Origin of the sequence: Rhodoblastus acidophilus (assembly GCF_025961575.1) — a bacterium.
Classification (GTDB): domain Bacteria; phylum Pseudomonadota; class Alphaproteobacteria; order Rhizobiales; family Beijerinckiaceae; genus Rhodoblastus; species Rhodoblastus acidophilus_C.
Map to the genome: position 1 here is coordinate 73050 of NZ_JAOQNX010000009.1, position 11779 is coordinate 84828.

The 11779-nt window shown below is 65.1% G+C and carries 13 protein-coding genes, 1 tRNA gene and 1 pseudogene; 9 read left to right on the top strand and 6 right to left on the bottom strand.

The genetic code is table 11. The annotated features are described in order from the left end of the window. Window positions 1–23: 23 nt before the first annotated feature. Both M2320_RS08260 and M2320_RS08265 read left to right on the top strand, forming a co-directional pair. Complete coding sequence (locus M2320_RS08260; RefSeq protein ID WP_264596864.1) at window positions 24–467, top strand: host attachment protein; 444 nt, start codon at window positions 24–26, stop codon at window positions 465–467. Between the two features lie 136 nt (window positions 468–603). Next, complete coding sequence (locus tag M2320_RS08265) at window positions 604–2307, top strand: methyl-accepting chemotaxis protein (RefSeq protein ID WP_264596865.1); 1704 nt, start codon at window positions 604–606, stop codon at window positions 2305–2307. Here the strand turns inward: M2320_RS08265 and M2320_RS08270 are convergent. The 3 genes from M2320_RS08270 to M2320_RS08280 form a co-directional block, all read right to left on the bottom strand. Beyond that, window positions 2304–2540 carry a hypothetical protein gene (locus M2320_RS08270; protein WP_264596866.1) on the bottom strand — a complete coding sequence of 79 codons (237 nt, stop codon included), beginning with the start codon at window positions 2538–2540 and terminating at the stop codon, window positions 2304–2306. The two genes, M2320_RS08265 and M2320_RS08270, sit on opposite strands and share 4 nt — an antisense overlap. A gap of 3 nt (window positions 2541–2543) precedes the next feature. Next, window positions 2544–2780: a hypothetical protein gene (locus tag M2320_RS08275; protein WP_264596867.1), complete on the bottom strand. Its 237-nt coding sequence runs from the start codon at window positions 2778–2780 to the stop codon at window positions 2544–2546. A gap of 452 nt (window positions 2781–3232) precedes the next feature. Beyond that, on the bottom strand, window positions 3233–3409 hold the full coding sequence (locus M2320_RS08280; RefSeq protein ID WP_264596868.1) for a hypothetical protein: 177 nt from the start codon (window positions 3407–3409) through the stop codon (window positions 3233–3235). Window positions 3410–3604: 195 nt separating this feature from the next. On the opposite strand from M2320_RS08280, the gene M2320_RS08285 reads away from it, so the two are divergent. Together M2320_RS08285 and M2320_RS08290 are read left to right on the top strand one after the other, a co-directional pair. Continuing rightward, on the top strand, window positions 3605–5416 hold the full coding sequence (locus M2320_RS08285; protein WP_264596869.1) for an ABC transporter ATP-binding protein: 1812 nt from the start codon (window positions 3605–3607) through the stop codon (window positions 5414–5416). 34 nt (window positions 5417–5450) lie between these two features. Beyond that, a tRNA-Gly gene (locus M2320_RS08290) sits at window positions 5451–5524 on the top strand. Window positions 5525–5529: 5 nt separating this feature from the next. Here M2320_RS08290 and M2320_RS08295 read toward each other — a convergent pair. Continuing rightward, the gene (locus M2320_RS08295; protein ID WP_264596870.1) at window positions 5530–5880 is read right to left on the bottom strand and encodes a DUF488 domain-containing protein; all 351 of its coding nucleotides are present in this window, start codon (window positions 5878–5880) and stop codon (window positions 5530–5532) included. 55 nt (window positions 5881–5935) lie between these two features. Next, window positions 5936–6037 (bottom strand): annotated as a pseudogene (locus M2320_RS08300) (toxin); the annotation flags it as partial. Window positions 6038–6116: 79 nt separating this feature from the next. Here M2320_RS08300 and M2320_RS08305 point away from each other — a divergent pair. The 5 genes from M2320_RS08305 to cyoD are packed head-to-tail and all read left to right on the top strand — an operon-like array spanning window position 6117 to window position 10321. Continuing rightward, complete coding sequence (locus M2320_RS08305) at window positions 6117–6332, top strand: hypothetical protein (RefSeq protein ID WP_264596871.1); 216 nt, start codon at window positions 6117–6119, stop codon at window positions 6330–6332. A gap of 20 nt (window positions 6333–6352) precedes the next feature. After that, complete coding sequence (cyoA, locus tag M2320_RS08310) at window positions 6353–7207, top strand: ubiquinol oxidase subunit II (RefSeq protein ID WP_264596872.1); 855 nt, start codon at window positions 6353–6355, stop codon at window positions 7205–7207. Continuing rightward, window positions 7207–9219, top strand: coding sequence for a cbb3-type cytochrome c oxidase subunit I (locus M2320_RS08315; protein WP_264596873.1), 2013 nt, complete (start codon window positions 7207–7209; stop codon window positions 9217–9219). Before cyoA ends, M2320_RS08315 begins: the two co-directional genes overlap by 1 nt. Beyond that, window positions 9216–9911 (top strand): cytochrome (ubi)quinol oxidase subunit III, encoded by a 696-nt coding sequence (locus M2320_RS08320; RefSeq protein WP_184430156.1) that lies wholly within the window; start codon window positions 9216–9218, stop codon window positions 9909–9911. Before M2320_RS08315 ends, M2320_RS08320 begins: the two co-directional genes overlap by 4 nt. Next, the gene (gene cyoD / locus M2320_RS08325; RefSeq protein ID WP_264596874.1) at window positions 9908–10321 is read left to right on the top strand and encodes a cytochrome o ubiquinol oxidase subunit IV; all 414 of its coding nucleotides are present in this window, start codon (window positions 9908–9910) and stop codon (window positions 10319–10321) included. Before M2320_RS08320 ends, cyoD begins: the two co-directional genes overlap by 4 nt. Here the strand turns inward: cyoD and M2320_RS08330 are convergent, their stop codons facing one another. Continuing rightward, window positions 10322–11713: an MFS transporter gene (locus M2320_RS08330; RefSeq protein ID WP_264596875.1), complete on the bottom strand. Its 1392-nt coding sequence runs from the start codon at window positions 11711–11713 to the stop codon at window positions 10322–10324. Window positions 11714–11779 lie beyond the last annotated feature (66 nt).

Sequence of the window (11779 nt, forward strand, 5' to 3'; positions counted from 1 at the left end):
CTTCCGAACAGGAGTCGATAGCCGTGACCAAGCTTGCAGTTCCCCATGACGCCTTCGTCTTCATCGGCGATGGCCGCAAAGCCCTTTTTCTGCGCAATGAAGGGGACGAGGTCTACGCCAATTTCGTCACCGAGCGGGTTCTGGCCGACGCGCCGAATCCGGCCACCCGCGAGCAGGGCAGCGACCGTCCGGGCCGCGTGAGCTCGGGCACCGCCCGCAGCGCGGTCGAACCCACCGACTGGCACGACATCGAGGAGCATAAATTCGCCCAGCACGCCGCGGGGGCGCTGGAACAGCTGGTGCGCGAGCGCGACGCCCCGGCGCTGGTGATCGCCGCCCCCGCCCGCACTCTGGCGGAGCTGCGCAAAGTCTTGCACGACGACGTGAAGGCGCGAATCATCGCCGAGATCGACAAGGATTTCACCAAAATGCCGGTCTGGGAGATCGAGAAGCACATCATCGGCTGAACCGGCCCGCGCATCCGGCTGCGCTCTTGCGCCGGATGCGCTGTCAATCCCCCCAAAATTCAACGCGCAAGCCCAGCACAACCTTCCCTTCCTAGCCTTCCGCCAAATCGCCATGGAATGGAATGGGGAGGCGGACGTGATCAAGTCGGTTTGGCGGAACATCAGCGCGCGCGTAAAGATCATCGCGGCGTTCTCCGGGCTGCTGGTCGTCGTCGCCGCGCTCGGCGCGCTGTCGCTGGCGCAGATGGCGCAGATGGAGGACACCGCCGCCATCATCAGCAAGAACCGGCTCCCCTCGGTCTATAAAGCGTCGCTGCTGCGCGCCTCGGTCAACGCCTATCGCAACGCCGAAGCCGCGGGCCTGCTGGCGATCGCCGCCAATTTCGGCGCCGAGCAGGTCGAGGACGACATGGCCAAGGCGGCCGCCAAGGTCGACGACGCCCTGGCCAATTACCGCAAGCTGGTCGAATCCGGGAGCGAGGAGGACAAGCTGATGGCCGATTTCGTCTCGGCCTGGTCGCTGTTCCGCCAGTCGGCCCTCGACACCCAGGACATCGCCCGCTCCGGCAACATGACCGGCGCGATGAACGCCTTCAACAATGGCGACGCCGCCGCCCGCGACAAGCTGATCAAGATCGTCGCCAAGGACCTCGACTATAATCTCGCCGCCGCGGCCCGCGAAGACGCGGCCGAGGAGGAGATCGCCAGCTTCAGCCGCAAGATCGTGGCGGGCGCCATGATCTTCACCCTGGGCCTGGCGGTCGCCGTCGGCGGCGCCCTGCTGTTCGGCCTGCTAACGCCGCTGCGGCGCGCCATCGACGCCCTGCAAAAACTCGCCAAGGGCGATTCCAGCGTCGACATCGGCGGCGACGACCGCGGCGACGAGATCGGCGCCCTCGCCCAGGCCCTGCATGTGTTCAAGGCCAACCTGTTGCGCAGCCAGGAGCTGGAGACGGAGGCCGCCGCCGCCCGCGCCAGCCAGGAGGCGCAGCGCCGGGCGCTCGCCGCGCAGCTCGCGGAAAAATTCGAGGCCTCCGTCAGCGGCATTGTCAGCGGCGTGTCGCGCGCGGCCGAGGAATTCCAGTCCACGGCCCGCATCATGAGCGATTCGGCGGCCGAAGCCGCGACCCAGGCCGCCGCCGTCGCCAAGGCCTCCGAGGCCTCCTCGGGGAACATCGGCTCGGTCGCCTCGGCCACCGAGCAATTGTCCTATTCGGTGCGCGAAATCGACGAGCAGGTGAAGCAGTCGCAGCAGATCGCCGAGGAATCGGCGGATCAGGCCGAGCGCACCGACGCGCGCATGCGCGAACTCGCCGCCGCCGCCGAAAGAATCGGCGGCATCGTCAGCCTGATTTCCGACATTGCGGCGCAGACCAACATGCTGGCGCTGAACGCCACCATCGAGGCGGCGCGCGCCGGCGAGGCCGGGCGCGGCTTTGCGGTCGTGGCCCAGGAGGTCAAGAGTCTCGCCGAACAGACCGCGCGCTCCACCGCCGAGATCGGCGCGCAGATCACCGACATCCAGGCCGTCAGCCATCGCGCCTCGGAAAACATCATCGGCGTGGTCCGCGCCACCGAAAAGGCGGCGGCGATCGCCCAATCCATCGCCGCCTCGGTCAGCCAGCAGGGCGAGGCGACCCGCGAAATCTCCGCCAATGTCCAGGAGGCGTCGGCGGGCGCGCGGCAGGTGACCGACAATATCGGCGGCGTCCTCCAGGCGGCGCGGCAATCCTCCAGCGCCTCCGATCAGATCCTCGCCTCCGCCGGGGACCTGGCGAGCCAGGCCGGTCTGCTGCGCGCGGAGGTCGACGCCTTCTTGCGCTCCATCCGAGCAGCTTAACGTCCGCGGAACACGGGATCGTCGCTGCGGAACTGACGTTGACGCCAGATCGGCGGCTCATGGTAGCCGGGCGGCCAGCGATGACGGGGATGGCGCCAGTTGTCGTAGATGTAACGCTCGGCGGGCTGGTCCATCGCCACGTCAAAAATTGGGGACGCCCCAAGCGGGGCGGCCTGGGCCGACTGCGCGGCGAGCGTCGCCAAGCTGACGACGATACGAAGCCTTTGGCGCATCAGCTATGGTCCGTTGTGGAATTCCGGATCGTGGCTGCGGAATCGGCGCTGATAACGCCATACCGGCGGTTGATGATACCAGGGCCCGAAGCGGCGGGGGGAATGCTGCCAGTTGTCGTAAACATAATATTGGGCTTGCTGAACCGTCGCCGTGGGCGGCGCAACAAAGGCGGACGCGGCTTCGGCCGAGCCGGCCGCAGTCAACGCCAGTGCCGCGATCAGGGAGAGTTTGAGGTTCATCGTTCAACTCCTGCGCGCTAAGTCGCTGCGCCTCGAACGCCAAGAAGCCGTTCATGTTCCAAACGGATGCGCAAGACCTTTCGCAACGCGCGTTTTCTGTTTTTTTATGGAATTCTACTTGGGCGCCGAAAAGATTATTCGGAGCGCCCGAATTGGCCGGACGCGCGCTGGGGCGCGCTACCACGCGCGATCCGGGGCTCCGCCGCGCCACTGGTGGCGCAGTTGCCAGAACAATGGACGGCGCCACAAACCGGTGTAATGGCAGGCGCATCTGGCATGCGGCAGTTGCACGTTGTGGACGTTGGCGCTTTCGAGGAGCGGCCGGTTTCCCGCCGGCGCCGGCGCGGCCTGCGCGCAGGCCGCCAGCAGCGCTGACCCGACAATGCAGGTTCCCACTCGCATAACTCCGCTCCCTCCGGTGCAAACGCGACCAGGGAACGGTCGTTCCGGGGCTATTTCGAGAACCAGAAGAAGGTCTGGACGAGCGCGATCAGCAAGCCGACCAGGAGAAGGGCGGCCGCGATGCGCGGCAACGCCGCCCCGACCCGCCCGCCGAGGAAGCGCGGCAGCAGGTAGAGGATGATGGCGAGAACCGCCAGCGCCGGCATGAGTTGATCGAGAGTGTCCATTTGCGCCCCCAATGATCGCGGCCGGGGACTGGATCGAATTGCCTCCGGGACACCTCAGGTTGGGCGAAGATTTGGGCGCAATTCGTTCCTGTCCCCAACCGCATCCTGCCATGATCACGGCGCGCCACAAATCGTTCGCTTCCCGCGCGCGGCTTCCGTAAAAGGATAGCCGCCCTCCCCTCACCTGCGAAACCCATGCTGTTCCACATCAATCTCGAAGGCGCGCCAAAAGGGCCGCCGCCCTCAGAACTCTGGCCGTTCGTCTGGTATTTTGTCCGCCAGATCAAGGGGCTGCTGCTGGTGCTGCTGATCCTGGAGGCCGGCGTCGCCGCGGGACAGGCGACCATTCCGGTGATGATCGGCTGGCTCGTCAACGACATCAACGCCGCCAGCGAAACGCGCGACGTGCTGTCCCATCCCTGGCTGTGGCGCACGGCAATTCCGATCCTGCTGGCCTGGGGCGCCGCCATGATCGCGCTGTGGCACATCTACGACCACATCTACACGCCGCGCTTCAACAATCTGATCCGCCACCAATTGGCGCGCTACACGCTCGGCCATTCCATGGCCTATTTCGCCCATGATTTCGCCGGCCGCATCGCCAACAAGGTGATCGAAGGCGGCGCGGCGCTGCGCGACCCGCTGCGCAGCGTGATGAGCGCCATGTGGTATTGCGGCTTCTTCTCCGTGGCCGTGGTCGGCACGATGATGCATTTCGAAATCTGGCTGGCGACGCCGGTGATCCTGTGGCTGATCGCCTATGTCGGCTCGCTGTTCTATTTCCTGCCGGGCGCGCGCAAACTGCAACTCGCCCACAACCGCGACCACACCAAACTGGTCGGCCACGTCAACGACGTCTACGCCAATATCGGCTTGGTCAAGCTGTTCGCCCGCGAGCGCGAGGAAAGCGCGGCGACGCTCGCCGAGCTGGAATTGCACGGCGCCAGTTTCGGCCGCGCGCTCGACCGCATCTGGCGCATGGGCGCGACGCACACGCTGATGAATGTGGCGCTGATGATCTCGGCGCCGGCGCTGGCGCTCACCTATTGGCAGGAGGGCCGCATTTCCTCGGGCGTGGCGATCATGGTGATCCCCATGGTCTGGCAACTCGTCAACATGTCGGGCTGGATCCGCCACGAATCGACCGCGGTGTTCGAAGCGCTGGCGCGGGTCGAGGAATGTATGGAGACGATCACCAAACCCTGGTCGGTGGTGGACCGCCCCCAGGCCAAGGCGCTGGCGGTGCAGCCCGGCGGCGGAGCCATCGCCTTCCACGACATCTCCTTCGATTATGGCGGCGAGACCGTCGTGAAAGGGCTCAACCTGAAAATACCCGCGGGCCAGAAGGTCGGGCTGATCGGCCGCAGCGGCGCGGGCAAGAGCACGCTGGTCAATCTGCTGCTGCGTTTCTACGACCTCAAATCCGGAAAAATCCTGATCGACGGCCAGGACATTTCGACCGTCACCCAGCGCAGCCTGCGCCGCCACATCGCCGTGGTGACCCAGGACAGCAATCTCCTGCACCGCACCATCGCCGAAAACATCGGCTATGGCCGCCCCGACGCCGAGCCGGAGGAGCTGCGCGAGGCGGCGCGCCGCGCCCATGCCGAAGCATTCATCGAATCCCTTTACGACCAGGACGGCGCCCGCGGTTTTGACGCCCAGGTCGGCGAGCGCGGCGTAAAACTGTCGGGCGGGCAGCGCCAGCGCATCGCCATTGCGCGGGTGATCCTGGAGGATGCGCCGATCCTGGTGCTCGACGAGGCGACCAGCGCGCTGGACAGCGAGGTCGAGGCCGCGATCCAGCAGGAGATGCGCGAGCTGATGCGCGGCCGCACGACGCTGGCCATCGCCCACCGCCTCTCGACCATCGCCCATCTCGACCGCTTGGTGGTGCTGGACAAGGGCCGAATTGTCGAAGACGGCTCGCATGCGGAGCTTCTGGCGCGCGACGGGCTTTATGCGCAGCTGTGGCGGCGCCAGAGCGGAGGCTTTTTGGGCGATTGACCCGCCCAAAATTGCTTGGCATAAGGAGACGCGCGCGGGTGTAGCTCAATGGTAGAGCAGCAGCCTTCCAAGCTGAATACGAGGGTTCGATTCCCTTCACCCGCTCCATTTCCTCAATCCGACGCCGGTCGAACCAGCAGGTCGCGTAAGATCACCGCCTGGTTGTGCGCCTTATCGCGCGCCGCGTAGACCAGCGTAACGCGGCCGGCGCGCGCTCGCGCCTGCAGTTCGGCGAGCGGCTCCGCGCGCTCCAAAAGCTCCGCTTCATAGCGGCGGCGAAACGCCTCCCAGCGCTTGGGATCGTGGGCGAACCAGCGGCGCAGCGCGTCGCTCGGCGCCGCCTCCTTCATCCACAAATCGATCGCCGCCGCCTTCCTGCTGACGCCGCGCGGCCACAGCCGATCCACCAGCACCCGCAGCCCGTCCTCTCCGGACGGCGGCTCGTAGACGCGTTTGATACGCACGTCCGGCGGTTCATGAGGCAATGTTCGGCTCGACCAGAAGCGCCAGATTGGCGCGCGAGGGCGGCAGCCATTTTGCCAGAGCGTCGGCTTCGAGAAAGGCTCGAGAACCATCAGGCGTGGTCGTGAGCACGCGATGCAGGCGGATGCTGTAGGGCACGGATGCGTCTCCTTTCGCCGGACACCACGGAGAAACGAACCGCGCGCCATCGCGTTTGATGGCGTGAGGAGAAGCTTTCATGAAACATCTCATCCTGCTCGCGGCGCTCTCGCTGATGGCGGCGGCGCCGCTGCAAGCGCTAGCCAAGGGCTGCATCAAGGGCGCGATCGTCGGCGGCGTCGCCGGGCACTTGGCCGGCCATGGCAAACTCGGCGCGGCGGCCGGCTGCGTCGTGGGCCACCATGAAGCCAATAAGCCGCGCAACAACCAGAACAGCCAGCCTCCGCAAAAATGAGCCGGCCGGCGCCACGCCTGTTGTCGCTGGCTGCCGCCGGCGGCCTCTCGGGATGTACCGGCGTGCTCGCGCCCACCGGTCCCGTCGGCGCCGACATTGCGACCATTCTGATCGACGCCACGCTGATCATGCTCGCGGTCATCGTCCCGACGCTGCTGCTCGCAGGCTGGACGGCGTGGCGCTACCGGGCGTCGAACACGCGGGCGCCCTATCTGCCCTATTGGTCCTATTCCGGCCGCATCGAGGCGGTGGTCTGGGCGATCCCGATCCTGGTCATCATCTTTCTGGGCGGCGTGATCTGGATCGGCTCCTATAAGCTCGACCCGTTCCGTCCGCTCGACTCCAAAACCCCGGCGCTGGAGGTGCAAGCCGTCGCGCTCGACTGGAAATGGCTGTTCATCTACCCGCAACAGGGCGTGGCCACCGTCAACCAGCTCGTCGTGCCCGCGGGGACCCCGATCCACTTTTCCATCACCTCGGCAAGCGTCTTCAACGTCTTCTTCATTCCGCGCCTGGGCTCGATGATCTACGCCATGCCCGGCATGGTCGCGCAGCTGCACCTGCAAGCCGATCATCCCACCGAGCTGTGGGGCGTGTCGGCGCAGTTTAGCGGTGACGGTTTTTCCGACATGAAGTTCAACGTCTCCAGCCTGCCGCGCGACCAGTTCGACCGCTGGGTGCAGCAGGTGAGCGGCCCGACGCTGGACGAGGCCGCCTTCAAAAATTTGCGGCGGCAGAGCCGGATGGGAACGGCGGCTTACGGCTCGGTGGACCCCAAACTTTTCGACGCCATCGCGAAGCAAAAGCTCGGCCCCGCGCCCGGACCGGAACTTGAAAACAGCGGGCGCGAAGCGTCAGCCGGCTGGAGTCTGTGATGCTGGGAAAGCTGTCCTGGTCCGCCATTCCCATCCACGAGCCGATTCCGCTGATCACTTCGGTCGTCATGATCGTGGTCATTCTCGGCGTGCTCGGCCTGATCACGTTTAAAGGCTGGTGGCCCTATTTGTGGCGCGAGTGGATCACCTCCGTCGACCACAAGCGCATCGGCGTGATGTACTGCCTGCTTGGCATCGTCATGCTGATCCGCGGCTTCGCCGACGCCATCATGATGCGCAGCCATCAGGCGCTCGCCATCAACGCAGCCGGCTATCTGCCGCCCGAGCATTACAACCAAATCTTTTCCGCGCACGGCACGATCATGATTTTCTTCGCGGCCATGCCGCTGGTGATTGGCGTGATGAACTTTGTCACGCCGCTGCAGCTCGGCGTGCGCGACGTGGCTTTTCCGACGCTCAATTCCGTCAGCTTTTGGCTGACCGCTTCGGGCGCGCTGCTGGTCAACCTGTCGCTGTTCATCGGCGAATTCGCCCGCACGGGCTGGCTGCCCTATCCGCCGCTCAGCGAGGCGACTTACTCACCCGGGGTCGGCGTCGACTATTATCTCTGGGCCGTGCAAATCTCCGGCATCGGCACGCTGATGACGGGGGTGAATTTCGTCACGACGGTTTTAAAGATGCGCTGTCCCGGCATGGGCTATTTCAGCATGCCGATGTTTTGCTGGACCACGCTCGCCGCCAGCCTGCTGATCGTCGCCGTCTTTCCTATCCTCACCGCGACGCTCGCCATGCTCAGCCTCGACCGTTTTTTTGGCTGGCATTACTTCTCGAATGATCTCGGCGGCAATCCGATGATGTTCTGGAACCTGATCTGGGCCTGGGGACATCCGGAAGTCTACATTCTGGTCCTGCCCGCCTTCGGCATTTTCTCCGAAATTTTTTCCACTTTTTCCGGCAAACCTTTGTTCGGCTACCGCTCCATGGTCGCCGCCACTTTGTTCATCTGCCTAGTGTCGCTGATGGTGTGGCTGCACCATTTCTTCACCATGGGCTCCGGGCCCGCGGTCAACACCGCCTTCGGCATTTCCACCAGCATCATCGCCGTGGGCACCGGGGTCAAAATCTTTAACTGGATCTTTACCATGTATGGCGGGCGCGTGCGCTTTTCCGTGCCCATGCTGTGGTCGCTCGGCTTCATTTTCACCTTCGTCATCGGCGGCATGACCGGCGTGCTGCTCGCCGTGCCGCCCGCCGATTTCGTCCTGCACAATTCGATGTTTCTGGTCGCGCATTTCCACAATGTCATCGTCGGCGGCGTGGTCTTCGCGCTGTTCGCCGGCATCCACTATTGGTTCCCGAAAGCGTTCGGCTTCCGCCTGCACGAGGGCTGGGGCAAGGCCGCCTTCTGGTGCGCGTTCATCGGCTTTTGGGTGACCTTCGCGCCGCTTTATGTGCTTGGCCTCGAAGGCATGACGCGGCGTTTGCAGCATGTCGAAATCGAGGCCTGGCGCCCGATGCTCTACCTGTCTGTGGTCGGCGTCGTCATCCTGATCGCCGGCGTCGTCTGCCAGATCACCCAGCTCGTCGTCAGCATTGTTCGCCGCGACGCATTGCGCGACCTCACCGGCGACCCCTGGGACGGCCGCTCCCTGGAATGGGCCACCCCCTCCCCGGCCCCGTTCTTCAACTTCGCCACCCTGCCCGATGTCGCCGGCGAAGAAGCCTACTGGGGCATCAAGCTGCAGGCGATTGAATCGCAACAGCTGGCGCCCGAACCGCGCTATGCGGATATCGAAATGCCGGTGAACAGCCCCGTCGGCTTTTACACCGCCTTCTTTGCGACCGTGGTCGGCTTTTCCCTGGTCTGGCAAATCTGGTGGCTCGCCATCCTCGGCCTCGCCGCGGCCTATGCCGGCTTCGTCGTCTTCGCCTGGCGCGACATTCATGAAGTCCACGTTCCCGCCGAGGAGGTGGCGCGGGTCGATCGCGCCCGCCGCGCCGCCCGCGAGGCGCTGCTGCAAAGGCTCGCCCATCAGGGGGCGACGCCATGAGCGATTACGACCTTCCCGCCGCCATAGCGACGCTGCGCCGCGTCCGCGAAGACCCCAACCGCCTCGGCCGCCGCGGTCATGGCGACGCCGGGCCCGCCCTGGGCGCGGGCCATGGCGCGACGGGGCCCGCCAGCAAGCGCGTCATCGTCGGCTACGGGTTCTGGATTTTCCTGCTCAGCGACATCGTGATGTTCTCCTGCTTCTTCGCGGCTTTCGCCGTGCAGCGGGAGGCGACCGCCGGCGGCCCCACAATTTCGGACATCGTCGACCTCCGCCGCGTCGCGCTGGAAACCGCGGCGCTGCTGCTGTCCAGCTATTCCTGCGGCCTGTCCTTTGCCGCCACCAACGCCCGCAATCGCCTGTGGACGCAGGTTTTCCTCGCCATTACCGCGGCGCTCGGCCTCGCCTTCGTCCTGCTGGAGGCGCAGGAATTTTACGATCTGGTCCGCAACGGCGTCACCCCGCAGCGCAGCGGCATGCTCACCGCCTTTTTCGGCCTGGTCGGCCTGCATGGCGTCCATGTCAGCATCGGCGGGCTCTGGCTCGCCACCATGATGGCGCAGGTTCAGTTCAAGGGTTTTAGAACCGAAATCGTGCATCGGCTGATCTGCTTCAACCTGTTCTGGCACGCGCTCGACATCGTCTGGATCGGCATTTTCACCATCGTCTATCTGATCGGAGCCGGATCATGAGCAATCTCGAATTCGATCCGCACGAGTATACGGGCACGCTCGACAAGCGCGAGGATCACGCCCCCGGCGATGTCGCGGAAGAAAGCGCCGGCCATTGGGTGCTCAACGCCAATCTCGGCCTCGGCTTTTCCGTCGTGCTGACGGTCGCGTCGTTCTGGGCTGCGGGCGCGCATTGGATCTGGGGACCCGCCGTGCCCATGGCGCTGATCGTGCTCGCCATCGCCCAGATGGGGGTTCACCTCGTCTATTTCCTGCACATCACCACGGGGCCAGACAACACCAACAATGTGCTGGCGCTGGCTTACGGCGTGCTCGTCGTCTTCCTGATCCTCGCGGGCTCCGTCTGGATAATGGCGCATCTCGCCGACAATATGATGCCGATGGACAAGCTCATGGATATGGCGCGCTGATTAGGGCGACGTCGCCTCGATCGCGGCGGCCGACGCCTCCATGGTTTCGAGGTCCATCGCCCGCGTCTCCTCGCTCAGCAGAAGAGCCACAAGCGTCGCGCCGCCGAGCCCGGCGAGATAATAGCCCACCAATCCCGGACCATAAGCGGAAGCAAGCCAGGTCGCCGCAAAAGGCGTGAGCGCCGCGCCGAGGATCGAAGCCGCGTTATAGGAAATGCCCGAGCCGGTATAGCGCGTGTTGGTGGGAAACAGTTCCGGCAGCAGCGCCGACATCGGGCCGAAGGACAGGCCCATCAGGCTCATGCCAAGGCTCAGGAACAATCCCATCAGCCAGAGGTTTGCGCCGGCGCCCGATCCCATGATCGCCGGCGACAGAAACCAGCCGAAACTCAGGCCGAACAGGATGATGCCGCCGGTCACCACGATCAGCAGCCGGCGTCGTCCAAAACGATCGGCGAGCGCGCCGGAAACCGGAATGAACAGAGCGAAGAACAGCACGGCGACGAGTTGCAGGCTCAGAAACGTGCGATAGTCGACGCCCAGCATGCCCTGCTCGACCTTGCCGATCGCGTAGGACAGGGTCCAGGTGTTCATCAGATAAAAAATGCCGTAGGTGGCGACCATGATGAAGGCGCCGCGAACAAGCGCGCCGAAATTGTCGCGAAACACTTTTGTCACCGGCGACCGCAGCTTTTCGCCGCGCTCCACGGCGCGCAAGAACACCGGCGTTTCATTCAGTTTTATGCGCGCGTAAAGCCCCACCAAAACCATGAGAATGGAGGCGAGAAACGGCAGCCGCCAGCCCCAGACGAGAAAGGGATCGTCGAGCCGCGCCGCGCCCGACTGGAAGGCGAAGGCGGTGGTCAAAGCGAGGAAGGAGCCGTTGGCCAGAATGAAGCCGAAGGGGGCGCCGAGTTGCGGCCACATCGCCGCCTTGGCGCGCTCGCCCGGCGCGGCGGTCTCGACGGCGAGCAGAGCGGCGCCGGACCATTCGCCGCCGAGCCCGAGGCCCTGGCAAAAGCGCAGCGACGCCAGCAGCGCCGGCGCCAGCAGGCCGACGCTGTGATAGGGCGGCAGCAGCCCCACGGCGAAAGTGGCGAGGCCCATCAGCAGCAGCGAGCCGATCAGCGTCGCCTTGCGCCCGGCGCGATCGCCAAAATGGCCGAACAGCATGGAGCCGATCGGGCGGGCGACAAAGGCGACGCCAAACGCCGCCATGGAGGCCAGCAGCGCCGCCGTTCCTTCGCCCTTGGGAAAGAACAGCAGCGGGAAGATCGACACGGCGGCGGTCGCGTAAACGTAAAAATCGAAGAATTCGATCGTCGTCCCGATCACGCTGGCGACGATGATCCGCCGCCTTTCCTCGGGAGCGACCGTCCCATCTGCGCTCATGGTCGGCTCCCCTGGCGCCAAACGCTGCAAGCGATCGCCGACGTCGTAACGACGGCGACCGCCTTC